20 protein-coding genes are annotated in these 24,820 nt (G+C 71.0%); 10 read left to right on the forward strand and 10 right to left on the reverse strand.

Annotated features, from left to right (window positions below):
• Positions 1-52: 52 nt before the first annotated feature.
• Genes AC07RM_RS19680 through imuA form a run of 3 tightly spaced genes read right to left on the reverse strand, consistent with a single transcriptional unit; the run spans position 53 to position 5,559 of the window.
• Positions 53-3,409, reverse strand: coding sequence for an error-prone DNA polymerase (locus AC07RM_RS19680; protein ID WP_495335581.1), 3,357 nt, complete (start codon positions 3,407-3,409; stop codon positions 53-55).
• Positions 3,402-4,775 (reverse strand): Y-family DNA polymerase, encoded by a 1,374-nt coding sequence (locus AC07RM_RS19685; RefSeq protein ID WP_495335582.1) that lies wholly within the window; start codon positions 4,773-4,775, stop codon positions 3,402-3,404. Before AC07RM_RS19685 ends, AC07RM_RS19680 begins: the two co-directional genes overlap by 8 nt.
• Positions 4,744-5,559 (reverse strand): translesion DNA synthesis-associated protein ImuA, encoded by an 816-nt coding sequence (gene imuA, locus AC07RM_RS19690; protein WP_495335583.1) that lies wholly within the window; start codon positions 5,557-5,559, stop codon positions 4,744-4,746. The genes AC07RM_RS19685 and imuA overlap by 32 nt, the downstream gene beginning before the upstream one ends.
• A 232-nt stretch (positions 5,560-5,791) precedes the next feature.
• On the opposite strand from imuA, the gene AC07RM_RS19695 reads away from it, so the two are divergent.
• Together AC07RM_RS19695 and AC07RM_RS19700 are read left to right on the forward strand one after the other, a co-directional pair.
• Positions 5,792-6,679, forward strand: coding sequence for a CmcJ/NvfI family oxidoreductase (locus tag AC07RM_RS19695; protein ID WP_495335584.1), 888 nt, complete (start codon positions 5,792-5,794; stop codon positions 6,677-6,679).
• 14 nt (positions 6,680-6,693) lie between these two features.
• Positions 6,694-7,302 (forward strand): 2-hydroxychromene-2-carboxylate isomerase, encoded by a 609-nt coding sequence (locus AC07RM_RS19700; protein ID WP_495335585.1) that lies wholly within the window; start codon positions 6,694-6,696, stop codon positions 7,300-7,302.
• Positions 7,303-7,313: 11 nt separating this feature from the next.
• Here AC07RM_RS19700 and AC07RM_RS19705 read toward each other — a convergent pair whose 3' ends face one another.
• Positions 7,314-8,228: a LysR substrate-binding domain-containing protein gene (locus AC07RM_RS19705; protein WP_495335734.1), complete on the reverse strand. Its 915-nt coding sequence runs from the start codon at positions 8,226-8,228 to the stop codon at positions 7,314-7,316.
• Between the two features lie 90 nt (positions 8,229-8,318).
• Positions 8,319-9,218, reverse strand: coding sequence for a LysR family transcriptional regulator (locus tag AC07RM_RS19710; RefSeq protein ID WP_495335586.1), 900 nt, complete (start codon positions 9,216-9,218; stop codon positions 8,319-8,321).
• 132 nt (positions 9,219-9,350) lie between these two features.
• Between AC07RM_RS19710 and AC07RM_RS19715 the strand changes: the two genes are divergently transcribed.
• Positions 9,351-10,718: a M20 metallopeptidase family protein gene (locus AC07RM_RS19715; RefSeq protein WP_281077442.1), complete on the forward strand. Its 1,368-nt coding sequence runs from the start codon at positions 9,351-9,353 to the stop codon at positions 10,716-10,718.
• Positions 10,719-10,733: 15 nt separating this feature from the next.
• Here the strand turns inward: AC07RM_RS19715 and AC07RM_RS19720 are convergent, their stop codons facing one another.
• Positions 10,734-12,272: a WD40/YVTN/BNR-like repeat-containing protein gene (locus AC07RM_RS19720; protein ID WP_495335587.1), complete on the reverse strand. Its 1,539-nt coding sequence runs from the start codon at positions 12,270-12,272 to the stop codon at positions 10,734-10,736.
• A gap of 272 nt (positions 12,273-12,544) precedes the next feature.
• Here AC07RM_RS19720 and AC07RM_RS19725 point away from each other — a divergent pair, with 272 nt between their 5' ends.
• Positions 12,545-13,477: an aldo/keto reductase gene (locus AC07RM_RS19725; protein WP_495335735.1), complete on the forward strand. Its 933-nt coding sequence runs from the start codon at positions 12,545-12,547 to the stop codon at positions 13,475-13,477.
• 6 nt (positions 13,478-13,483) lie between these two features.
• Here AC07RM_RS19725 and AC07RM_RS19730 read toward each other — a convergent pair whose 3' ends face one another.
• A complete protein-coding gene (locus tag AC07RM_RS19730; protein WP_495335588.1) occupies positions 13,484-14,374 on the reverse strand; it encodes an alpha/beta fold hydrolase in 891 nt (296 codons plus the stop codon).
• The gene (locus tag AC07RM_RS19735; protein WP_093344637.1) at positions 14,371-14,931 is read right to left on the reverse strand and encodes a cytochrome b; all 561 of its coding nucleotides are present in this window, start codon (positions 14,929-14,931) and stop codon (positions 14,371-14,373) included. Before AC07RM_RS19735 ends, AC07RM_RS19730 begins: the two co-directional genes overlap by 4 nt.
• Before the next feature lie 128 nt (positions 14,932-15,059).
• On the opposite strand from AC07RM_RS19735, the gene AC07RM_RS19740 reads away from it, so the two are divergent.
• Positions 15,060-16,550: a glycosyltransferase family 2 protein gene (locus AC07RM_RS19740; RefSeq protein ID WP_495335589.1), complete on the forward strand. Its 1,491-nt coding sequence runs from the start codon at positions 15,060-15,062 to the stop codon at positions 16,548-16,550.
• On the opposite strand, the gene AC07RM_RS19745 is transcribed toward AC07RM_RS19740, so the two are convergent.
• Positions 16,541-17,371, reverse strand: a complete 831-nt coding sequence (locus AC07RM_RS19745) for a DODA-type extradiol aromatic ring-opening family dioxygenase (protein ID WP_431509306.1) — start codon at positions 17,369-17,371, stop codon at positions 16,541-16,543. The genes AC07RM_RS19740 and AC07RM_RS19745 overlap by 10 nt on opposite strands.
• A 101-nt stretch (positions 17,372-17,472) precedes the next feature.
• Here AC07RM_RS19745 and AC07RM_RS19750 point away from each other — a divergent pair, with 101 nt between their 5' ends.
• Both AC07RM_RS19750 and AC07RM_RS19755 read left to right on the forward strand, forming a co-directional pair.
• The gene (locus tag AC07RM_RS19750) at positions 17,473-18,417 is read left to right on the forward strand and encodes a LysR family transcriptional regulator (RefSeq protein ID WP_431509307.1); all 945 of its coding nucleotides are present in this window, start codon (positions 17,473-17,475) and stop codon (positions 18,415-18,417) included.
• Positions 18,418-18,489: 72 nt separating this feature from the next.
• Complete coding sequence (locus tag AC07RM_RS19755; RefSeq protein ID WP_093344647.1) at positions 18,490-20,349, forward strand: ABC transporter ATP-binding protein; 1,860 nt, start codon at positions 18,490-18,492, stop codon at positions 20,347-20,349.
• Between the two features lie 26 nt (positions 20,350-20,375).
• Here the strand turns inward: AC07RM_RS19755 and AC07RM_RS19760 are convergent, their stop codons facing one another.
• Positions 20,376-20,804 carry a VOC family protein gene (locus AC07RM_RS19760; RefSeq protein WP_296798507.1) on the reverse strand — a complete coding sequence of 143 codons (429 nt, stop codon included), beginning with the start codon at positions 20,802-20,804 and terminating at the stop codon, positions 20,376-20,378.
• 79 nt (positions 20,805-20,883) lie between these two features.
• Between AC07RM_RS19760 and AC07RM_RS19765 the strand changes: the two genes are divergently transcribed.
• The 3 genes from AC07RM_RS19765 to AC07RM_RS19775 all read left to right on the forward strand — a co-directional run bounded on the left by AC07RM_RS19765 (position 20,884) and on the right by AC07RM_RS19775 (position 24,774).
• Positions 20,884-21,504, forward strand: a complete 621-nt coding sequence (locus tag AC07RM_RS19765; RefSeq protein ID WP_495335590.1) for a TetR/AcrR family transcriptional regulator — start codon at positions 20,884-20,886, stop codon at positions 21,502-21,504.
• 380 nt (positions 21,505-21,884) lie between these two features.
• A complete protein-coding gene (locus tag AC07RM_RS19770; RefSeq protein WP_495335591.1) occupies positions 21,885-23,285 on the forward strand; it encodes a DUF2868 domain-containing protein in 1,401 nt (466 codons plus the stop codon).
• A 61-nt stretch (positions 23,286-23,346) separates the two neighbouring features.
• The gene (locus AC07RM_RS19775) at positions 23,347-24,774 is read left to right on the forward strand and encodes a GTPase/DUF3482 domain-containing protein (RefSeq protein ID WP_495335592.1); all 1,428 of its coding nucleotides are present in this window, start codon (positions 23,347-23,349) and stop codon (positions 24,772-24,774) included.
• Positions 24,775-24,820 lie beyond the last annotated feature (46 nt).

A 24,820-nucleotide genomic window follows, 5' to 3' on the forward strand; every position in this document is an offset into this window, starting at 1 on the left:
CGGTTGCGATCGGTTGCACAGACGGACAGAACGCGCGGATGCCGCCGTCGCGTCAGTGGAAATCCCGGCTGCTGTTGCTCTGCGCGAGCCGGCCCATCAGCGGCGTCAGGTCCTTGAAGCCGGTGGCGATCAGGTGCTGCACCTTGCCGCCGCTGTCGTCGTCGCGCTGCCAGGTGCCCTGCACCGCGAGCAGGTGCGACTTCAGCAGCGGCTCGCGCCAGGCCTCGATCACGTGGTTCCAGACGATCACGTTGACGTTGCCGGTCTCGTCCTCGAGCGTGACGAAGATGGTGCCGTTGGCGGTCTGCGGCCGCTGCCGGCCCTTGACGATGCCGCAGGCGCGCACCACGCGGCCGCTGGGCATGCCCCGCAGCTGCTCGGCGCTCATCAGGTTCATGCGTGCCAGCCGCGGACGCAGCAGCGCGAGCGGATGGCGCCGCAGCGTGAGGCGCATCGACGCATAGTCGCCGACGATCTCCTCGCCCTCGGGCGCCGCGGGCAGCGCCAGCGCCTCCTCGTGGATCGGCACGCCCTTGAGCAGCCCCGGCGCGCGCCGCTGCGCCGTCGCATCCCACATCTGCTGGCGCCGATGGCCCGACAGCGAAATCAGCGCATCGGCCGCGGCCAGCGCCGCCATGTCCTTGCCGTCGAGCTCGGCGCGTAGCGCGAGGTCTTCGGTGCTCGTGAAAGGCGACTGCGCGCGGGCCTCGAGCAGGCGCTTCGCGCCGCCCTTGCTGAGGCTCGCGATGCGGTTCAGGCCCAGGCGCACCGCGGGCTGGTCGTCATGGCCCAGGCGCTCGGCATAGCGTGCGTCGGTGCCCGGCGGCACGCGTGGTGCATCGGCAGCGCGCGGCTCGAGCGTGGTGTCGATCTCGCTGCAGGTCACGTCGACCGGCCGCACCTCCACGCCATGTCGGCGCGCGTCCTGCACCAGCTGCGAGGGGCTGTAGAAGCCCATCGGCTGCGAGTCGAGCAAGGCGGCGAGGAAACAGGCGGGCTCGTGGCACTTGAGCCAACTGCTGACCGTGACCAGCAGCGCGAAGCTGGCGGCGTGGCTTTCGGGGAAGCCGTAGTCGCCGAAGCCCATGACCTGTCTGAAGATGGCTTCGGCGAATTCCCTGGGGTACTCGCGCTTGACCATGCCGTTCACGAGCTTGTCGTGAAATTTCTCCAGACCGCCCTTGCGCTTCCAGGCCGCCATCGCACGCCGCAACTGGTCGGCCTCGTCGGCGGTGAACTTCGCCGCGATCATCGCGATCTGCATCACCTGTTCCTGGAAGATCGGCACACCCAGCGTGCGCTCCAGTGCCTCGCGCAACTCTTCCTTTTCGTAATGGATCGGCAGCTTGTTGCGTACTCGCTCGCGCTGCTTGAGATACGGGTGGACCATACCGCCCTGGATCGGTCCGGGCCGCACGATCGCCACCTCGATCACCAGATCCTCGTAGGTGCGCGGCTTCAAGCGCGGCAGCATCGACATCTGCGCGCGGCTCTCGATCTGGAAAACGCCCACGGTATCAGCGTCACAAATCATGTCGAAGACTTTCGGATCGTCGTTCGGGATCTGATGCATCTGCCTGGACCAGCCCCGCCAGCGATTCATGTGGTCAAGCCCTCTGCGGATTGCACTGAGCATGCCGAGCGCGAGCACGTCGACCTTGAGCATGCCCATGGCCTCGAGGTCATCCTTCTCCCACTGGATCACCGAGCGATCCTTCATCGAGGCCTTCTCGACCGGCACCAGCCGCGTGAGCTTGGTGTGCGTCAGCACGAAACCGCCGACGTGCTGGCTCAGATGGCGAGGAAAACCCCGTAGGCGCCGCGTCATCTCTATCCACTGCACGAGCTTGAGCTCGTCTTCCTGCACACCCACGCGCGCGCAGGCGGCATTCAACTGTTCGCCGAGCACGGTCTCATCGAACCAGTAGTGGTCCTTGGCGAACTCGTCGATCAGCCGCTCGTCGATGCCGATGGCCTTGCCTACATCGCGCAGCGCGCTGCGCGCGCGATAGCAGATGACGACGGCGGCGATGGCGGCACGCTCGCGGCCGTACTTCTCGTAGATGTACTGGATGACCTGTTCGCGCCGCTGGTGCTCGAAGTCGACGTCGATGTCGGGCGGCTCGTTGCGGTGGCGGCTCAGGAAGCGCTCGAACAGCAGCGTGCCTTTATCGGGATTGATGGCGGTGATGCCAAGACAGAAGCACACGGCAGAGTTGGCCGACGAGCCGCGACCCTGGCAAAGAATCTTCTGCGACCTCGCGAACTGCACGATGTTTTCCACCGTGAGGAAGAACATCGCGTACTTCAACTCGATGATCAGGGCGAGTTCCTTCTCGATCAGCGCACGCACTTTGTCCGGAATTCCATTCGGATAGCGCACACCCGCACCTTCCCACGTCTTTCGAACCAGCGTTTGAACCGGCGTTTCACTGGAGCCCACGGTCTCCAACGGATATTCGTAGTTGTCGCGGATCGCATCTGGATCGAACCTGCACCGATCGGCTACTACCAGCGTGTTCGCCAACATGTCCGGCAGATAGATCTCCGCCAGCCGCATGCGCTGCCGCAGGTGCCGCTCGGCATTCGACTGCAGCGCGAAGCCGCACTCGGCCACGGGCCGCCCCACACGCACGGCCGTCAGCACGTCCTGCAGCGGCTTGCACGACCGCGCATGCATATGCACGTCACCAGCAGCCACCAGCGGCACACCGGCCTGCTCGCTCGCCTGGATCAGCCCGACGAACCACAGGTCGTCGTCGAGCTCGTTGAACAGTTCCAGTGCCAGCCAGAGGTTGTCGGCATAGAGCGCCTTCGCGGCCATCAGGTCTTCGTGCAGCGTGGCAGTGTCCAGGTCCTTGCCCGGGTAACGGTGCGGCACGAACAGGATCTGGCAATGCTGCAGCGATGCCACATCGCTCTCTTCCCAGCTCACGCGGTACTCGCCCTTGGGCAGTTCTGTGTTGCGCGCGGCGGTGATGAATTCGCAGAGATTGCCCCAGCCTTCGGTGTCGTTCGCGATCACCACGAGCTTGAAGCGCTCGAAGCGGAACTCGCTGCCGAACAGCAACCGGAAATCGGTGTTGATCGGAATCGGTGGTTCATCCGGATGGCTCGCCGCATAGTCCTCGAGCTTGCGCTTCATCTCGCGCAGGCAGACGAAGGCCCGCACGATGCCGGCCACCGAGCATTCATCGGTGATGGCCAATGCCGAATAGCCGAGCTGATAGGCCCGGTCCACCACCTCCTCGGGCGTCGACGCCCCGCGCTGGAAGCTGAAGTTCGTGAGGCAGTGCAGCTCGGCATAGCCCGGCAGCGCCGATACCGGCGCGGTCCTCGACGGCGTCGGCAGCGCATGCACCTTCGCCGGCTGGCGATTGCGCATCTGCCTGTCGCTGAGTTCAGGCATAGAACCCCTGCAGGTACCAGCGCACCTCGCCCGCGGAAAAGCGCGCCAGGGGCCGCTCGCGGAAGATCCACAGCAAGCCGGCCTCGGCGCTTTCGGCCACGTAGTAGTCGCGCATCGCGGGCTGACCGCCATCCTCCTTGCCGCCCCACCAGCCCGCCTCGATCCGCTGCGGCCCGATCAGCTTGCTCAGCGGACCGCCATAGCAGGGGCGTTCGCCGTCCATCTCGAGCAGCAGGGGCTGGGGCAGCAGCCAGGGCGGATAGATGGCATCGGGCTGGGAAGCCTCGGCCTGCGCTTCCTTGCGGGCCTTGGGCGGCGCGGCGCGGTCAGGCTGCACGGTGCGCAGCGCCGGCTGCCAGGCCTGCGTGTGTCCCGCACGATGATCCGCCCGCGCCCGCGGCACCAGCACCTGCATCGCCCCCAGCCGCACGCTCAGCCGCTCGACCATCTCGTGCAGCTTGTCCCCCTTGCGGTTGTCCTCCGGCAGAAAACTCGTGCTCGCCCCGGCCCACGGATCGGTCTCGAGCGAGCGCAGCTTGAGCCAGCTCGCGGGCGCGGCGAGCGTGGCGAGAGCGAGCTTCTCGGACAGCAGGCGGCGCAGGTGCGCGAGGTCCTGCGTGGGCTCGGCGGTGCGCACCGCGATCTGCTGGGTCGGCGGCAGGTTCACGCCGTTGAAGCGCTTGAGGTCGAGCGTCCATTCGAGCTCGAGCGCGCGCGCGCCGCGCTGGCGTGCGCGCAGCCAGATCTGCAGCGCCGACAACAACCGGTTGGCCGACCACATCAGCTCGGGCGCGGTTTCGGCCAGCGCGGGCAGCTCGAGCTTCTGCTCGAACACGTCGGGCAGCGTGAGCCAGGCATGGCTTTCGGGGCGCAGGCCCCAGGCGATGTCGAGTACGGCGCGCAGCTCGGCACCGAAGCGCCGCGAGAGCCCGCCGCGCGGCAGCGCCGCCACCTCGCCCCAGCTGCGGCAGCCGAGCCGCGCAAGCGCATCGAGGTGCTCGCGCGCGGCGCTCAGGGTGTCGAGCGGCAGGCCGGCGGGAATCTCGGGCGGCCGTTTCTCCTCGCGCACGAACAGCCGCAGCCGCGCCAGCGCCTCGAGACTGGTGGCGCCCTGCGCGCCGCGCAGCACGGCGGCGGCAGGCACGGGGTTCTCGTTCAGCAACTGACGCATCAGCGAGGAACGCCCGCCCCACAGGCGCTCGCAGGCCGAGACCTCGAGCATCAGCGCCTCGTCGAGCCAGCACACGTGCGGCGTGTAGCGCAGCGCCCACCAGCCCAGCGCCTCGGGCGTGGGCATGGCATCGGCGGCGGCGGCACCGGCCTCGGCCTGCGCATCAAGCGACCACTGCAAGGCGATCCAGTGCATTGGCGCCTCCTGCCTTCCATGCGTCGATGCGCACCACGTTGGCGGCCGGCGGTGCTTCCACCGCCTCCACCGCCACGGCGCCCTGCTGCTGCGCGCGCAGCTTGCGCCGCAGCCGCGCGGCCGCGAGCAGCGCCGCCATGCGCTCGCCGCGCGCCGGCAGCATCACCGGCGCGGCCAGCGGCGGGCCGCGGCGCTTGAGGATGTGCAGCTCGATCTGCGCCGGGTCGGCCTCGCAGCGCGCGATGCGCAGCCGCAGCCGCGCGGGCGAGGCCGACTGCGCCACCGACTCGGGCCGGCAGACGAACAGCAGCGCCTCGTGCTGCGCGGCCGCGAGCTGCAGCCGCCGCAGCTCGCCCACGCGCGCCTGCGGCAGCCAGGCCAGCACCGCGCCCACCTCGGCGCAGCGCAGCGCCTGCTCGCAGGCCCACAGCCGCGCGGCCGAGGCCTCGCTGCGCACCCACATCAGTGCCTCGGGCCGCAGGCCATGGGCCGCGAGCGAGGCGCCGAAAGGTTCGCGCGGCGGACCGATCAGCACCACGGGGCCGCCGCGCGCCGCCACCGACTGCACCAGCGCGGGCAGCAGCAGCCGCCAGACATGGTCCTCGGGCGCGGCCTGCAGCAGCTCGCTCATGGCGCCGACCGGCCAGCCTCCGCCCGGCAGCTGCGCGTCGAGCGCGGCATGGCCGGTGCCGATGACCTGCGCGTCGGCGCTGCCGAGCTCGTCGGCATGCCAGACGCCGCGGCCGGCGACGGGAGAGAGGGAGGCGAGGGAAGGAAGGCCCATGATGAAACTGTTAACTGTATTTTTATCCAGTATTTCGGGGGTTCGCAATCGGGTCGGCAAATTTCTTTGCAGGGCCCCTTCTCCCATTCCAATGGCTCATGCGATGGCGCCAAGATCTCGTTTGAAGCCCCGCGCCGAAGCCGCTCCAATGGCTTCACGAAGAATGGTCCTCGTGGCCGCGGCGGATGGGCCGCCGCGGCCGCCAGCGGGCCATGTCCCAGGAGCCCCAGGAATGCACGCCACCCTTTCCCATTCCCCACCCGCCGGCTCGGCCATCGCCGCCGCGCCGCTGCCCGCCAGCGGCGACATCGAGGCCGGCCTCAACTACCTGCGGCCGACCGCGCTGCGGCCCTACAGCTACGCCTTCACGCCGCCGGCCGGCCTGCCCTGGGAGAGCGGCGAGTACGAGCGGATCGCGATGCCGATCGCCGATGCCCGCGGCCGGGCGACCCACATCGAGCGCGAGGGCTTCGAGCTGCGCGAGGCGCCCACGGCGGTCGCCGACTTCCTCGACGACGCCGAGGTCCAGGCCGTCTACTACCCCGAGCTGGCCGCGCTCGCGCTCGCGGTCACCGGCGGCGCGCGCGCCCACGTGTTCGACCACCTGGTGCGACAGCGCGAGCCCGAGCGCGCCGCGCTGAACTTCGGCCGCGGCAAGACCGACGGCAAGGCCGCCGCCAACGGCCGCATCCACAACGACTACACCGAGGAATCGGGCCGGCGCCGGCTCGCGCTGGTGCTCGCGAGCGCGGCCGAGGCCGCCGCCGTGCGACGCTACTGCATCGTCAACATCTGGCGCTCGATCGCCGGGCCGGTGCTCGACACCCCGCTGGCCGTCTGCGATGCGCGCACGGTGATGGCGCGCGACCTGGTGAACGCCGAGGTGCGCTATCCGAAGCGCACCGGCGAGATCTACCTCGCCACCCATGCCCCCACCCACCGCTGGTCGTACTTCTCGCGCATGGACCGGCACGAGGCGCTGGTGTTCAAGCAGTACGACGCGCAGCTCGGCGGCGTCGCGCGCTTCACGCCGCACGCGGCCTTCGACCATCCGCTGGCGCCGGCCGATGCCCCGCTGCGCGAGAGCATCGAGGCGCGCTGCCTGGTGGTGTTCGAGTGAGGGAGGCCATGGCCATGAACGCACCCACGCTCGACTTCTGGTTCGACTTCGGCAGCAACTACAGCTACCTCAGCGCGATGCGCATCGAGCAGGCCGCCGCCGCGCACGGCGTCGCGCTGCGCTGGCAGCCCTTCCTGCTCGGGCCGGTGTTCCGCGCGCTGGGCTGGGAGACCTCGCCCTTCGTGCTGCAGAAGGAAAAGGGCGACTACGTCTGGAAGGACATGGTGCGCCAGTGCCGCAAGTACGGCCTGCCCTGGCAGCGGCCCGGCAACTTCCCGCGTGCCGCCGTGCTGCCGCTGCGCATCGCGCTGGCCGGCGCCGGCCAGCCGTGGATCGGCGAGTTCTGTCGCCGCACGATGCGGCTGAACTTCGCCGAGGACCGCGACATCGACGCGCCCGAGACCATGGCCGCGCTGCTCGCCGACATGGACCTGCACGCGCACCGCGTGATCGACGAGGCGCTGTCGGACGCCAACAAGCTGCGCCTGCGCCGCCAGACCGAGACCGCGATGGAGAAAGGCATCTTCGGCGCGCCCACCTTCTTCGTCGGCGACGAGATGTTCTGGGGCAACGACCGGCTCGACGATGCGCTGGCGTTCGCTCGCGCACAGGCCGGCGCCTGAACCTGACGGTCTCAGCGCGGCGCGGCGCCCTTCGCTTCCGCCACCAGCCACTCGGCCACGTGCCGCACTTCCTCGCGCGGCTGCGGCTCGGCCTGGATCAGCCAGTAGGCATGGCCCGAGGGCTGGGCCGGCAACGCGGCCTCCACGCGCACCAGCCGCCGGTCGTCGAGCAGCGGCTGGATCAGCTCGAGCCGCCCGAGCGCTACACCCTGCCCCGCCATCGCGGCCTGGATCAGCTGGTCGTACTGGTTGAAGCGCAGCATGCCGCGCGGCTTCGCGTCGGCCCAGCCGGCCGCGGCCAGCCAGTCGCGCCACTGCAGCCAGGGCCGCTGCGCATCGTCGAACTCGAGCAGGTTCAGCGCCGCGATCGCCTCGGCCGAGGCCAGCGGCGGCAGCGCCAGCGAGGGATGCGCCACCGGTGCCACCGTTTCGCCGAACAGCCGCACCGCGCCCGCCGGTGCCAGCGCGGGCGTGGTGTAGCGGATCGCGAGGTCGATGCCTTCGTTGCGCAGGTCGGCCACGCGGTTGTTGGCCGACACGCGCACGTCCACGCCCGGATGGATGTCCTGCACCCGGCTGAGCCGCGGCAGCAGCCACAGCCCCGTGACGCCGATGCTCGCGCTCAGCGTCACCGGCCGCTGCGCGCCGGTGCGGCCGATCTCGCCCATCACCTCCTGCAGCTGCTGCACCACCGCATCGGCGCTGCGGAACAGCCGCTCGCCCTCGGGCGTGAACGAGATCGAGCGATGGCCGCGCACCAGCAGCTTCACGCCGAGCTGCGCCTCGAGCGCATGCACCTGCTTGCTGACGGCCGACTGCGTCACGCACAGGTCCTGCGCCGCCAGCGAGATGCTCATGCGCCGCCCCACCGCGACGAAACCGCGCACGAGGTCGAGCGAGGACAGGCGGACGAGCGGGAGCGGCAAGCCCATGGCGGATGCGGCGGGATGGCGGGGGTGGAATGGGATTGGAGCACAGGCACCGCCGCGTGTCTTCGCGCGGAATGAGCCGGCCGGCTACCGCCCCCCCGCCGACACCCCGTCCGCCACCCCCTTCAACGACTGCGAGAACGCCCGCGCCGCCGGCGTGAGCGCCGCGGGGTCGCGCATCAGCAGCGACACCCGCACCTGGGGCAGCCTGTCCGCGACCTGCAGCGCGACCAGCCCGCGCGCCGCCACGGCATGCTTGAACAGCGAGGCCGCGGCCAGGGTCAGCGCGCCGGATTTCTTCACCAGCGTGATGCCGAGCTGCCACGAATGGCAGATCACGATGTCGCGCGGCGGCGGCAGGCCGGCCGCGGCGAAGTGGCGGCGCAGCAGCTCGACGCCGTACCAGGGCACCACCCACATGGCCTCGTGCAGCTTCGCCATCGAACGCACGCGCGCCAGCGGATGCTTCGCGCCGGCCACCACCGCGAGCGGGAACTCGAGCAGCGTCTCGCGGTGCACGCCGTCGCCGGCATCGGGCTCGAGTTCGCCGAGGATCGCGAAGTCGAAATCGCCGCGGCTCCAGAGGCCCTTCACGTCGGCGCCGCTGAGCTCCTGCAGCTCGAGCGCGACGCCCGGCCACTTGCGGCGGAAGTCCTGCAGCGCGTCGGGCAGCAGCCGCTCGACCGCGAAGGAGCTGAAGGCGACGCGCAGAAGGCCGCCGGCACCGTCGCGCAGCTGCGCGATCTCGTCCTCGGCGCGGCGCACCTCGTTGGCCAGCAGCCGCGCGCGCTGGAGCAGGGCCTCGCCGATCACGGTGAGCGACACGCCCTGGGCGCTGCGCACCAGCAACTGCGCGCCCACGCTCTGCTCGAGCTCGCGCATCGCGTAGGTCATGGCGGGCTGCGTGAGGCCGGCCACGCGCGCCGCGGCGCGGATGCTGCCGGCCTCGGCGATCGCTTCGAAGATCTTCAGATGGCGCAGGTTCATGGGAGGGCGAGGAATGGGGTGATCAGGGATTTTGATCGCCCTGGAGTTTTTCGAGTCTTTTCCGATGCGCCGGCTTTCGCTATGGTCGGCCGCCAGGACACCTCCCCTTCACCTTTCCTTCTTCAGCCACCCATGAAACTCCGCTCCCGCTTCGCCCTGCTGATGCTCTCCGGCAGTCTCTTCCACGTCGCGGCCTCGGCCCAGACCGCGCCGGCGCCCGATGCCGGCCATGCGCTGACCGCACGCGCGCTGGCGCTCGCGGATGCCTCCGAGGCGCAGGTGATCGAATGGCGCCGCCATGTGCACCAGCATCCGGAGCTGTCGTACCAGGAGGTGCAGACGGCCGCCTACATCGCGGCGGCCCTCGCGAAGATGCCCGGCATCGAGGTCCAGACCGGCGTCGCCAAGACCGGCATCAAGGCGGTGCTGCGCGGCGGCAAGCCGGGCCCGGTGGTGGCGCTGCGCGCCGACATGGACGCGCTGCCGGTGGCCGAGCGCAACGAGCTGCCGTTCCGCTCGACCGTGAAGGCGCCCTGGCTCAACAGCGACGTGCCGGTCTCGCACGCCTGCGGCCACGACACGCACGTGGCGATGCTGCTGGGCGCGGCGCAAGCGCTGTCGAAGGTGCGCGACGAGCTGCCGGGCACGGTGGTGTTCCTGTTCCAGCCCGCCGAGGAGCAGGGCCCGGGGCCGGTGGCCAGCGGCGCGCCCGCGATGGTCAAGGCCGGCGTGCTCGACAACCCGAAGGTCGACGTGGTGATGGGCCAGCACATCAGTGCGCGCGCGCCCTCGGGCACCATCAGCTACCGGCGCGGCAGCCTGATGGCCAGCGGCGACGTGTTCAAGATCGCGCTCAAGGGCAAGGGCGGCCATGGCTCCTCGCCCTGGACCGCGAAGGACCCCACGCTGGCCGCGGCCGAGATCGCGCTGGCGCTGCAGAACATCGTGAGCCACCAGATCGATCCGCTCGACGGCCCGACCGTGGTGACCGTGGGCCTGCTGCAGAGCGGCAACCGCGTCAACATCCTGCCCGACACGGCCGAGATCGCGGGCACGGTGCGCTCGCTGTCGCAGAAGAACCAGAAGACCGCGCACGACGCCATCCGGCTCAAGGCGCAGAAGATCGCCGAGAGCCACGGCCTGACGGCCGAGGTCACGATCGACACCGGCTACGAGGTGCTGGTCAGCGATCCGGCCGCCACGCAGGCCGTGACGCAGGCGCTCGAGACCGCGGCCGGCCCGGGCAAGGCGCGCGAGTCGCAGCCGAGCATGGGCTCGGAGGACTTCGGTTCCTTCGGCAAGAACATCCCGATCGTGTTCTGGCACCTCAATGCCTCGCCCTTCGCCGACCGCAACGGCGCGCCCAACCACTCGTCCGAGTTCGTGATCGACGAGTCGGCGCTGCGCGTGGGCGTGCGCGCGCTGGTAGGCAGCACGCTGGCGTACATGAACCGGCCGGCCGGCGGGGCCGCGGGGGTCAAGGTCTCGCAAGCGCAGTGAGGACCGCGCGGCGCTTCAGTTGTCCTTGACGATCTTCCAGCTCTTGCCCTCGTCCGCGGAACGCAGGATCAGGTTGTCGGGCAGGAAGGCGATCAGGGAGCCGTCGGAGCGGTCCACCATCATCTGGCGCACGGCCTGCGGCCCCGTGATGCTCGGCGAGCCGCCGGTGTGGGTCCAGCTCTTGCCGCCGTCGCGGGTCGTCATCAGGCCCATCGCGCCGGGCATGAACCCGGGCGCGATCGGCGCCACCGCATAGGCGGTCTGGCGGTCCTTGAAGGCGATGGTCACGACGAAGCGGCTGGTGTTGAGATCGGTCCAGGTCTGCCCCCAGTCGGGCGACAGCATGGTGGACTTGGTGAAGATCGCCGTCTGCGACACCAGGGTGCCGTCGGGCAGCGCGTTCACGTCGAGGGTGGACTGGCCATTGCTCGAACGCGTCAGCGTGCGGCCGTCGGTGGCGTGGAGGTCGCCGTTCGGCATCATCACGCCCACCCGGTCGGGCGTGCCGAAGGCCATGCTGCGCATCCACGGCATGTTGATCGAACGGCTGTCGGAGAACTCGCCGAGCTTGCGCCACCCGACGCCCGGATCGGCCGACGCGTAGACGCTCCAGAGGCTGTCGCTGCGCGAGACCACCACCAGACTGCCGTCGCGCATCGGCTGCGCCAACTGGATCAGGCCGTCGTCGGGCGGCAACAGGTCCTTCCAGGTATCGCCCTCGTCGGTCGACAGCCGCAGCAGGCCCTCCTCGCCGGCCACCAGCAGGCCACCGCGGTACGGCCGCACCGACAGCACCTCGCGCCAGGTCTTCGCGTCGATCTCGCGCCAGCGGCTCTCGCCGCTCTTGCGCCACAGCACCTTGCCGAGCTTGGCGCCGGCCATGAACTCGCCGTCGGCGGTCTGTGCCAGGCCATGCCAGGCGGAAGCGAGCCGCTTGAGCTGCGGCGCCAGCGCGGCGCGGCGATGCAGGTCGGGCGTGAAGATGAAACCGTGCTGCGGACGATCGCGCGTCTGCGCCGCCAGCGCGGGATAGAGGGTCTCGAAGGTCTTCTGCAGTTCTTCCTCCGGCCGCACGTAGGCGACGACGAAGCGCGAGCCCCCGCGCGGCTGGATCAACAAGGTGCCGAGCAGCGTGACCTCGTCGCGCACCACGTCGAAGCTGCCGAACTTCGCATCGATGGGGAAGGTGTAGCTCATGTTGCCCGAGCCGCCCGCCGCGTGCTTGATGATGTAGCGGCCCGGCGCGACCATGCCGCTGAAGACGGCCGTGGTGTAGGTGGAACGGCGCGTACGCTGCAGCACCACCATGTCCTGGCCGGTCTGCTTCTCGCCGGGCCCGAGCACGCGTTGGAGATGCAGGGTCCACAGCGTTTCGGCCGGGTCGTTCTCGCCGGGGCTGTTGGTGATCAGCTTCATCACCACGGCGCCTTCATGGCCCGTCAGGGTCTGCTCGGGCGCGATCGGCGGCGCGACGCAGGCGGCCAGCAGGGCCGCGGCCAGCAGCAGCACGAACCCGCGCAGCAGGCGGACGATGGGTCGGGGAAACGGGGTCATGGTCGTGGCTCTCTTGTTGGAATGGTTTTGCGGGATGGCTCCGGCGGATCGCTCGACGGCCGGACGGCAGGCCCTCCACCTGCGGACGCGCACGATACATTCGGGAACATCCGCGGGCAATCCACCGGACGAAGGTGTTGCATCGGCGCCAACCCGCGGCCCGCCCCCGCGAGCCGCTGCGCGATGCAGGCGCGGGTGCTATCGTCGATTCCACCCTTCCCATGAAGACCCCCGGCCCGACGCCCTCCTCCCGGCCCGCGCTCGCGGCGCCGATGCATCGCGCGCAGTTCCTGCGCCTCGCCGCGGCCCTGCCCGCGAGCGCCGCGCTGAGCGCGTTCGCGCAGCGGCCGGCCGGGTCCACGCCCCCGCCGACCATGAACACCCGCCCCATCCCCTCCACCCAGGAAGCGCTGCCCGTGATCGGTTGCGGCACCTGGATCGGCTTCGACCAGCGTCCCGGCAGCGAGGAATACCAGCGCCTCGCGGGCGTGCTCGAGGCGCTGTTCGCCGCGGGCGGCACGGTGATCGACAGCTCGCCGATGTACGGCCGCTCCGAGGAGAGCACCGGCGAGCTGCTGGCCGCCACGGCGGCGGCTCGCGGCGCGCGCCGCCCCTTCCTCGCGACCAAGGTCTGGACCTCGGGCCGCGAGGCCGGCATCGCGCAAATGGAGCAGTCCTTCGCGCGGCTGCGCACCGAGCGCGTGGACCTGATGCAGATTCACAACCTGGTCGACTGGCGCACCCAGCTCGCGACCTTGCGCGAATGGAAGACGCAGGGCCGCGTGCGCTACCTGGGCATCACGCACTACACGGCCTCGGCCTACGACGAGGTCGAGGCGGTGCTGCGCGCGCAGCCGCTCGACTTCCTGCAGATCAACTACTCGCTCGATGCGCGCGCCGCGGGCGAACGGCTGCTGCCGCTGGCGGCCGAGCGCGGCGTGGCGGTGGTCGTCAACATGCCCTTCGGTGGCGGCGGCCTGCTGCGCCGGCTGCGCGAACGCGCGCTGCCGGGCTGGGCCGCGGAGATCGGCTGCGCGAGCTGGGCCCAGGTGCTGCTGAAGTTCGTGCTGAGCCATCCGGCCGTGACCTGCACCATCCCCGGCACCAGCCGCGCGGCCCACATGGCCGAGAACGCCGCGGCCGGCGCGGGGCCGGTGCCCGACGCGGCGTTCTGGAAGCGGCGCGCGGCCGAGGTGCTGGGCTGACGCCGCTCAGCGGTCGAGGAAGTCGGCCACGCGCCGATTGAATTCCTCGGCCCGCTCGTACTGCACCCAATGCCCCGCGCCGTCGACCACGGCGCCTTCGCGCTGCGGCCCCTCGGCCACGAGCCGCGCCACCAGCGCGCGCGAATCGGCGGTCACGTCGAACTCGCCCCAGAGAAAGAGCTTGGGCCCGGGGATCTCGGCCAACGCCGCCTGCAGGCCGCCGCGGCGCGACACCTCCTTGCTGCGAAAGCGCGTGCCGTGGCAGGCGATGTCGTGGATCTCGAAGGCCAGCGGATCGGCGCGCGACATGTCGTGCAGCATCAGCGCGCCGAGGTTGTGCAGCAGCGCGGCGCGCTCCGCCTCGCGGTCCTGCGCGAGGCGCCAGTTGATCATCTCGACCGCCATGCGCCGCATCGTGCCGTGGCCGCCGCTGCCCACCAGCAGCATGCGGCGCACCGCGCGCCGGTGCAGCGCGAACTGCGAGGCCACCACGCCGCCGAAGGAGAAGCCGCCGAGGTCGATCAGCGTGCCGGTGCCGATCAGCGCATCGAGCGAGCCGGCCAGTGCCGCGAGCGAGGGCGCGAGCGGATGTTCGTCGGGCGCCGGCGGGGGCGGCGTGCCCGAATCGTTGAAGCCCGGCATGTCGGGCAGCCACAGCGCTCGCTCGGCCGACAGGGCCTCGGCATTGCGCAGCCAGTGCATCCAGCTGCCGTGGCCGCCATGCAGCAGCACCAGCGGCGGATGGGCGCCGCCATCGGCGGGACCGAAGCGGCGCCAGCGGACGCGCACGCCGGCCTGTTCGATGTCGTGGTGGGTCGACAGCGCATCGACGCGCGCGATGACGGCGCGAGCTTCGTCCTCGGTCGTGGCCGACAGTCCGGACAGGCCCGCGCTCATGGCAGCATCCTCTGCAGTTCGGCCTCGCCATCGAGGAACTGATGCTTGAGCGCACCGATCAGGTGCAGCGCGAACAGCACGTAGAGCACATAGCCGGCCCAGGTGTGCACGCCGCCCAGCACGGTGTGGAGGTTCTCCTTGGCGGCGGCCTCGATGTCCATGATCCAGCCGATGCGCGGCCATTCGAACAGACCGAACAGCTGCATCGGGTGCGTGGCCGCGTCCTTCCAGGCCGAGTCGTGCATCCAGCCCGACAGCGGCAGCGCGATCATCACGAGGTACAGCGCGCCGTGGGCCGCATGCGCGCCGATGCGTTCGAGCCGGCCGTAGCTGCCGGGCATGGCCGGCGGCCGGTGGGTGGCGCGCCACAGGATGCGCAGGATCACCAGCCCCAGCACGGTGATGCCGATCGACTTGTGGGTGTCGATGGCCGGGCGCACCCAGTCGTCGGGAAAGCGGTCGACCGAAAGGATCAGCGCGATGTTGACGATCATCAGCAGTGCGATGATCCAGTGCAGCGCGATGGCGGTGCGTGTGTAGCGATGGTGAGGGGGCATGCGGGAATTTTCGGCGGGAGTCCGACTCAGCCTGTCAGGCGCGCGATTGTCCGGTCTTCGGCCTCGGACATTCGAAACCGCCGGCCCGTTCCGTGCGTACACCTTCCCATCGCCCTGGCGCCCCTGTCTTGAACGACCTGCTCCGCTCCGCCTTCGTCGCCGCGTCACCGCGACTCTCGCCCCCCGCCACGCCGCTGCGAAGCTGGCTCATCCATGGCGGCGTGCTGCTGCTGTGGGGCCTGCTGTTCGCCATGGCCTTCCGCCTGGGCAACGTGCAGGCCTGGTCGGTGGGCGTGGCCTACGTGCTCTACGACACGGTGCTGCTGCTGTTCGTGGGCTGGCAGACGCTCGCGATCCTGCGCCCGCGCGGCATCGCGCTGGCCTCGGCGCCACTGCCGCATCCCGCCGTGGCACCGCACCGCGCCACGCTGGGCGTGATCGTCGCCGCGCACGACGAGGCCGCGGTGCTGCCCGTGACCTTGGCCGCGCTGCTGGGCCAGACCGATGCGCCCGACCGCATCGTGATCGCCGACGACGGCTCGACCGACGGCACGGCCGAGCTGCTCACCACGCGCTACGGGCTGGAGGCGCCCGAGCCGGGGCAGCTCAGCGCCGCGAGCACCCTGCATCCCAATCTGCACTGGCTGCGGCTGCCGCACGGCGGCAAGGCGGTGGCCCTGAACGCCGCGGTGCTGTGCATAGCCACCGAGACCGTGCTCACCGTCGACGGCGACACGCTGCTCGACGCGCGCGCCATCGCCGCGGTGCGCCGCGCCTTCTCGGACGAACCCGCGCTGGTGGCGGCCACCGGCGTCATCACGCCGGTGTGCAGCCGCACGCTGGGCGGTCGGCTGCTGCAGTGGTTCCAGACCTACGAGTACATCCGCAACTTCCTCTCGCGCTATGCCTGGATGCGGGTCGACGGCCTGCTGCTGATCTCGGGCGCCTTCGCGGGCTTCCGGCGCGACGCGGTGCGCGCGGTGGGCGGCTTCGACACCGACTGCCTGGTCGAGGACTACGAGCTCATCCACCGGCTGCACCGCCATGCCCAGGCGCACGGCCTCGACTGGCGCGTGCGCGTGCTCGGCGACGCGCAGGCGCGCACCGACGCGCCCAGCAGCGTGGGCGCCTTCCTGCGCCAGCGCCGGCGCTGGTTCGGCGGCTTCCTGCAGACCCAGTACTGGTACCGCGCGATGGTGGGCGACCGCCGCTACGGCTGGCTCGGCACCGCGATGCTGCCGGTCAAGGCCATCGACACCCTGCAGCCGCTGTACGGCCTCGCGGCCTTCGGACTGCTCGTGATGTACCTGGTGCGCGGCGACTTCGGCGTGCTGTTGCCCGCGGCCGGCGTGATCGCCGCCAAGATCGTGCTCGACCTCGTCTTCCACCTGTGGTCGGTGCACCTGTACCGGCGCTGGGTCGGCCACGACGGCGAGGCCGGCATGCTGCAGGCCTTCGCGGCCGCGCTGATCGAGCCCTTCACCTTCCAGCTGCTGCGCCACACGGGCGCGGCCTGGGGCTGGTGGACCTTCCTGACCGGGCGCGGCACCTGGGGCCGGCAGCAGCGCGTCGGGCTGGTCGATGCCGACGGCGCCGAGCGCCGGGTCGATCAGAAGTAGCCGGCGCCGCCGAAGCGGTAGCTCGACACCACGAGGCCGCCCATGAAGGCCTCCTCGTGATAGACGCGCTCGCCCGCCTCCTGCTCGGCCGCGCCCACCGCCACCATCAGCGGAATCAGGTGCTCCTCGCGCGGATGCGCCATGCGCGCCGAAGGCGCTGCGGCCCAGTCCTGCAGGCGCTGCACGCGTTGCGCCGGTGCGGCCTCGACCGAGGTGGCATCGAGCCAGTCGCCGAAGGCCTTCGACACGCCATGCGCCTGCGGCCCGAAGTTGCGCAGGTTGTGATAGCTCAGGCCGCTGCCGACGATCAGCACGTCCTCGTCGCGCAGCGGCGCGAGCGCACGGCCCAGCGCGATGTGCTCGGCCGGATCGAGGCCGCGGCGCAGCGACAGCTGCACCACCGGCACCTCGGCCTGCGGATAGATCGCGGCCATCGGCGAGAACATGCCGTGGTCGTAGCCGCGCTCGGGATCGACGGCCGCCGGCAGGCCGGCCGCGGCGATCAGCGACTGCACGCGCTGCGCGAGCTCGGGCGAGCCGGGCGCGTCGTAGTGCACCTCGTAGGTATGGGCCGGGAAGCCGCCGTAGTCGTAGATCATCGGCGGGCGCGGGTTGCCCTGCACCGTGAACACCGGCGCCTCCCAGTGGGCCGAGACCATGAGGATGGCCTTGGGCGTGCGGCCGAGCTGGCGCGGCATGTCGGCCAGCGCGGCGGCGAGCCGGTCGTAGGTGGCGCCCATCTCGCGCTTCATCCAGGGCCAGGGGCCGCCACCGTGCGAGATGAAGTAGGTGGGCAGGCGGTTCGGGTTGTCGTGGGTCATGTCGTTGCTTCCTTGAAGGCGTTGCGTCGACTGTAGATATTTCCTGCGAGGAAATCGACAGGCTACGATTCATCGAATCGTTTCTCCAGAGGAAATCATCGATGGACCGCATGACCAGCCTGCGCGTGTTCCGCGAGGTCGTCGAATCGGGCAGCTTCGTGGCCGCCGCCGAACGGCTCGGGCTGTCGGCGCCGATGGCCAGCAAGCACGTGGCGCAGCTCGAGAAGTCGCTGGGCGCGCGTCTCTTGCACCGCTCGAGCCGCCACCTGAGCCTGACCGAGGCCGGCACCGCCTGGTACGAGCAGAGCCGGCGCGCGCTCGACCTGCTCGATGCCGCCGAGGCCGCGATCGGCCAGACCCGCGAGGCGCCGCGCGGCCAGCTCAAGCTCAGCGCGCCCGTGTGGTGCGCCACCGCGCGCTTCGCGCAGGTGCTGGCCGACTACCGCGACCGCTATCCCGAGGTGCTGCTCGACATCCACCTCGAGAACCGCAAGGTCGACCTCGCGGCCGACGGCTACGACCTCGCGCTGCGCGCCACGCAGGAGCCCTCGCCCGCGCTGATCGCGCGGCCGCTGTGCCGCGTGCCCTTCTTCCTCGCGGGCACGCCCGAGTACCTCGCGCGCATGGGCGGCAGCCCCGCGGTGCCGGCCGAGGTGGCGCGGCTCGGCGCGATCGTGCCGAGCTACGTGGCACTCGACCACCTGGCGCTCACCGGGCCGGGCGGGCGCCTGTTCCCGCTGCGGCTCACGCCGGTCATGCGCTCGGACGACACCACGCTCACGCTGCATGCGGTGCGCGCGGGCATGGGCGTGGCCTTCATGCCGGGCTGGCTGCTCGAGGACGATCTCGCGCAGGGCCGGCTCGTGCGCCTGTTGCCCGACCACGAACCGCACCCGGTGACGCTGTTCGCGGTCTACACCAGCCGCCAGTACATGGCGCCCAAGCTGCGTACTTTCATCGACTTCCTCGGCGAGCGGCTCGCGGCGCTCGAACCAAAGACCGCGCCCGTTCCCGCGACTTCGTCGCGCAAACCACGCAGAAGCTGAAGAAACGCACCTTTTCAGGGCAAGGTCATGCGCTCGCGGCTACAGTCTTCGGCTCTTCGGGAGAGTCAGTCCTTGTTCCGTTTCTTCGAAAAACTTCTACACCCCTACCCCGCCGCCGAACCTCCGCTTCCGCCGCAAGGCTTCTTCGCCTTCCTCTGGGCCTGCACGCAGGGCGTGCGCGGCAAGATCCTCGCGATGGCGGTGCTCACCGCCGTGATGTCGACCTTCGAGGCGCTGCTGTTCGCGCTGCTCGGACGCGTGGTCGACTGGCTCGGCGGCCAGGCGCCCTCGCGCCTGTGGGAAGACCGCGGCACCACGCTCGCATGGATGGCCGGGCTGCTGGTCGCCAGCATCGCGGTGGTCGCGCTGCAGACCATCGTCAAGCACCAGACGCTCGCGATCAACCTGCCGATGCGGCTGCGCTGGAACTTCCACCGGCTGATGCTGGGCCAGAGCATGGCCTTCTACCAGGACGAGTTCGCGGGCCGCATCACGGCCAAGGTGATGCAGACCGCGCTCGCGGTGCGCGAGACCGTGTTCGTGCTGGCCGACGTGCTGGTGGCGATGGGCGTGTATGTCGCCACCATGATCGTGCTGGTGGGCGTGCTCGACGCGCAGCTGATCTGGCCGTTCGTGATCTGGCTGGCCTTCTACATCGGCGCGCTGATCTACTTCGTGCCGCGCCTGGGCGCGGTCGGCAAGGCGCAGGCCGATGCGCGCGCGCTGATGACCGGCCGCGTGACCGATGCCTACACCAACATCGCGACGGTGAAGCTGTTCTCGCACACGCAGCGCGAGGCCGGCTTCGCGCGCGACGCGATGCGCGAGTTCATGCACACGGGCTACGGCCAGATGCGGCTGGTGAGCGCCTTCGAGATCGTCAACCACACGCTGAGCATGGGCCTGACCGCCGGCATGGCGGGCACGGCGCTGTGGCTGTGGTCCACCGGCGCGGTCGGCGTGGGCGCGGTGGCCGCGGCCACCGCCATGGCGCTGCGGCTGCAGGGCATGTCGCACTGGATCATGTGGGAGATGACCAGCCTGTTCGAGAACATCGGCACGGTGCAGGACGGCATGAAGACGCTGTCGCGCCCGCGCGCCGTGCTCGATGCGCCGGGCGCGAAGCCGCTCGAGGTGCCGCGCGGCGAGGTGCGCTTCGAGCATGCGAGCTTCCGCTACGGCGCGGCCGGCGGCCGGCGCGTGATCGAGGACCTCACGCTGACCGTGGCGCCCGGCGAGAAGATCGGCCTGGTGGGCCGCTCGGGCGCCGGCAAGTCGACGCTGGTGAACCTGCTGCTGCGCTTCCACGACCTGGAGAGCGGCCGCATCCTGATCGACGGCCAGGACATCGCGCTGGCCACGCAGGATTCGCTGCGCAGCCACATCGGCATGGTGACGCAGGACACCTCGCTGATGCACCGCTCGGTGGCCGACAACATCGCCTACGGCCGTCCCGACGCGACGCCGGCGCAGATCGAGGCCGCCGCGCGCCGCGCCGAGGCGCACGACTTCATCGGCACGCTGGGCGACGCCAGCGGGCGCCACGGCTACGAGGCCCATGTGGGCGAGCGCGGCGTGAAGCTCTCGGGCGGCCAGCGCCAGCGCATCGCGATCGCGCGCGTGATGCTCAAGGACGCGCCGATCCTGCTGCTCGACGAGGCCACCAGCGCGCTCGACTCGGAGGTCGAGGCCGCGATCCAGCAGAGCCTCTACACGCTGATGGAAGGCAAGACCGTGATCGCGATCGCGCACCGGCTGTCGACCATCGCGGCGATGGACCGGCTGATCGTGCTCGACGAGGGCCGCGTGGTGGAGGAAGGCGACCACCGCACGCTGATGGCCAAGGGCGGGCTCTATGCGCGGCTGTGGGCGCACCAGAGCGGCGGCTTCCTGGGCGACGCGCTCGACGAGGAAGAGGCGGCGCTGGCCTGAGCCTCGCAACCGCCTGGCCTGACCGATCAGGTCGGCAGCGCGCCCGCCTCGTACTGCGCCACGAACTCCCCGCTCGGCGGGATCGGCTTGATGATGTCGATCAGCACCCCGTTCGGGTCGCTGGTGATGAAGTGGCGCTGGCCGAAGGCTTCGTCGCGCAGCGGCAGCAGCACCGGCAGGCCGGCCGCGGCCAGGCGGTCGTGCACCGCGTCGGGATCGTCCACCTCGAAGTTCAACAGCAGCCCGCCCGCCACCTTGCCGCGGCCCGCGGCGGGAATGGTCTCGTGCCGGCCGTCGAGCACCGCGAGGTTGACCGAGGGCTCGCCTTCCAGTTGCAGGTGCACGTACCAGTCGCTCGTGAACAGCGGCGCGAAGCCGAAGTGGCGCTGGTAGAAGTCCGCCGTGCCGGCGACGTCATTGGTCATGATGACCGGGTAGTAGCTCGTGACTTTCATGAGGGCTCCTTGGGATGGCTGGAACTGACATACAGTCTGTATGTTTGATTGAATATACATACATACAGTCTGCATGTAAATGACCTCCAAGATCATCCGGAGCAACAAGGAGCGCACTGAGACCACGCGGCAGGCGCTGACCGAGGCGGCGCGCGCCCTCTTCGTCGACCAGGGCTATGGCCAGACCTCCACGCCCGACATCGTGGCCGCGGCCGGCATCACGCGTGGCGCGCTCTATCACCACTACGCCGACAAGCGCGACCTGTTCCGCCATGTGCTCGAGCAGGAGTCGCGCGCGGTGGCCGCCGAGATCGCGGCCGCCACGCCCGAGGCGCTGGCGCCGCGCGAGGCGCTGCTGACCGGCAGCGATGCCTACCTGCGCGCGATGACCGTGCCGGGCCGCACCCGGCTGCTGCTGATCGACGGGCCGGCCGTGCTCGGCATGGCGGAGATCATGGCGATGGACGATGCGAACGCGGCCCGTTCGCTGCGCCAGGGACTGGCCGAGGCCGGCATGGGCCGCGGCGAGGTCTCGCTCGATGCGCTCTCGCAGCTGCTGTCGGCCGCCTTCGACCGCGCCGCGCTCGAGATCGAGGCGGGCGCCGATGCCGCCGAGGTGCGTGCCGCGATGCGCTGGCTGCTGCAGCAGGCGCTCGGGCCCGAGGCGCCCGCGAAGCCGGCGCGCAAGACGAGGTCCTAGGCCGACGCGGGGCAGCGGAAGGTATGTCACGACCGGCCCTGCAAGTCCTACAGAACCCGCCGCCCCCCGCCGACACCCTGGGTACCCCCTGCGCCGTGATGCTGGGACCATCGTCAACAACGTGGAGTGCTCGCGGTGAATTCCATCATTTACATCGTCGGTCTGGTCGTCGTGGTCGTGGCCGTGCTTTCGTTCTTCGGCCTGCGCTGAAAGACGTCAGTCCCCCTCGAACCATCCACACGCCAGAGAGGAACGGGGCCGCGCTGCGGCCCCGTTTTGCTTTGGGGGCGCCGGGCATAATCCGCGCGCTGAGCCGCCCTCGGCCGAGGGCTCATCGTCGGCTTTCCGCCGGCCCTGCCTCTGTTCGCGAAGGGACGCTGTTGACCACCACCGCACTGCGCGAGAACCCCGACTTTTCCGATGCGGTGATCACCGAGGCGATCCGATGGGCCGAGCAGAACGGTCCGCTCGACGACGCGCAGGCCATGCGCATCGCCGCGCAGGCGCCGCACACGCCGGCACGCATCGCTGAACGCGCGCGCCAGCTCGGCGAACGACTCGGATTGCAGGCCGAACTGCGGCGCGCGCGCCAATGGTCGCCCTGGGTGCTGCTCGGGCTCGTGGCCCTCATCGTCGTCGCCGGCCTCGCGCTAGCGGGCAACGTGGTGGGCGGTGGCGAGCGTCACATCAACGTGATCGTCGCGCTCGTGAGCCTGCTCGGCGTGCACCTGCTGACGCTGCTGCTGTGGCTGCTCGGGCTGTGGCTGCCGCTGGCGTCGTTCAGCGCAGCCTCGCTGGGCTGGATCTGGCTCTCGCTGACCGCGCGCGTGGCCGGCGGCCGGCATGGCCAGGCGCCGCTGCTCGTGCGCGCCACCACCGGCCTGCTGGGCCGCGCGAAGCTGCTGCCCTGGGCCTTCGGCATCGTGAGCCACGGCATCTGGTCGCTGTCCTTCGCGGTGGTGCTGGCGGCGATGCTGTTCGCGCTGGCCTTCCGCAGCTACACGCTGAGCTGGGAGACCACCATCCTCGATCCCGCCTTCTTCGTGCGCGCGGTCGATGCGCTGGGCTGGGCGCCGTCGCGCCTGGGCTTCCCGGTGCCCGACGCCGCCACCGTGCTCGCCACCGCGCCGCCGGCCTCGGGCCAGCGCACCTGGGCGCTGTGGCTCACGGGCTGCATCCTCACCTACGGGCTGCTGCCGCGCCTCGTGCTGCTGCTCTGGAGCACCGCCGTGTGGCGCCATCGGCGCCAGGCGCTGCGGCCCGCGCTCGACGCGCCCTACTACCGCCAGCTCGCGGCCCGCTTCGCGGCGCTCGCGCCCAGTGCCATCGTCGATGCCGATCCGGGCCGCCGCGCGCGCGAGGCGCCCGTGGGCCTCGCGCCTGCGGACCTGCGCGACCTGCGCGTGCTGGTCGGCTTCGAACTGCCGCCCGACATCGGCTGGCCGCCCGAGGGCCTGCCCGCGGACCTGCAGCTCGAGCGCATCGACGGCAGCGCGCCCGAGCGCCGCGCGCTGCTCGACCGGCTCGCGCTCGCGCGGCCGCGCAGCGTGGTGCTGGCCTGCCGCGCGGCCGCGAGCCCCGACCGCGGCACCGAGCGCTTCGTGCGCGACCTGCTCGCGCACAGCGGCGAATGCCGCCTGTGGCTGATCGCCGAGGGCGGCAACGAGGGTCCGGCGATCCAGCGCTGGCTCGCGTGGCTGCGCGACGCCGGCCTCGAACGCGTGGCCGCGGGCACCGCGCTCGCCGAGCTGCTGGGCTCCACCGACACCGTCGCGCCATGAACACCGCGCCGGACCGCCCCAAGCAAGCTCGCACCGCAGTGCGAAGCACGAAGGTACTTCGATGAGCGACCCGATCCGCATCGCCGTCGTCGGCCACACCAATGCCGGCAAGACCTCGCTGCTGCGCACGCTCACGCGGCGCATCGATTTCGGCGCGGTGTCCGACCGCCCCGGCACCACGCGCCATGTCGAGTCGGTCGACCTCGAGATCGACGGCCGCCCCGCCGTGCGCTTCTACGACACGCCGGGCCTCGAGGACGCGGTGGCCTTGCGCGAGCACCTCGCGCGCATCGATCCCGCGGGCCAGGCCACGCCGCCCGAGCGCATCCGCCGCTTCCTGCAGGGCCCCGAGGCGCACGGCGCCTTCGAGCAGGAGGCCAAGGTGTTGCGCGCGATGCTCGACATCAATGCCGCCTTCCTCGTGATCGACGTGCGCGAACCGGTGCTGCCCAAGTTCCGCGACGAGATCGAGCTGCTCAATGCCTGCGCGCGGCCGGTGCTGCCGGTGCTCAACTTCGTGCGCGACGCGGCCAGCCGCGAAGCAGCGTGGAAGGAACTGCTCTCGGCCTACGGCCTGCACGTGCAGGTGCGCTTCGATGCGGCCGCGCCCTTCGTGGGCGCCGAGCGCGATCTCTACGGCGACCTCGCGACGCTGCTGCGCGACCGGCGCGAGCTGCTGCGCGGCGTGGCCGATGCGCTCGAGGCCGAGGCCGCGGCGCGGCGCCGCGCGGCCGCCACGCGCGTGGCCGAGTTGCTGGTCGACGCCACCGCGCTGCGGCGCAGCGTGCCGGCCACCGAGTTCGCCGATCCCGCGCGCCGCGACGCGCTGGTCGCCGCGCTGCGCAAGACCGTGTTCGACAAGGCGCAGCGCTGCGCCGACGACCTGCTCGCGCTCTACGGCTTCCGCCAGGGCGACGCGGCCGAGGCGCCGCTGCCGATGATCGAGGGCCGCTGGGCGCTCGACTTCTTCAATCCCGAGGCGATGAAGGACGCGGGCCTGCGCCTGGGCAAGGGCGCGGCCATCGGCGCCGCGGTCGGCGCGGTGGCCGATCTCGCGGTGGCCGGCCTCTCGCTCGGCGCCGGCGTGGCGCTGGGCGGCGCCATCGGCAGCGCGGTGTCGCAGGGTTGGGGCCCGCTGGGCCGCAAGCTCGCGAACAAGCTGCGCGACGTGCACGAGCTCACGGTGGAGGACGGCGTGCTGTTCACGCTCGCGGCCTGGCAGATGCAGCTCGCGCGCGCGCTCGAGCGCCGCGGCCATGCCGCCACGCAGCGCATCGAGGCAGTAGACGCCGGCGCCGAGGCGGCCGGCGAGGCCATCGCCGCCGCGCTGCGTGCCGCGCAGCCGGCGCGCAGCCATCCCGAGTGGGAGAGCGGCCAGGGCGCGGCCGGCGCGCTGCAGGCGGTGCGCGCGCTGTGGCGGCCCGCGCCGCAGCGCGAGGCGCTGGTGGCCACGCTCGCCGGGCTGCTGCAGGCCGGCTTCGAAGCCTGAGCCTCGCCCGGCACGCGCCGTCGCCTCCTTCCTACGCGGGGCGCCG

This window comes from Variovorax sp. GW821-FHT09B05, assembly GCF_059418265.1.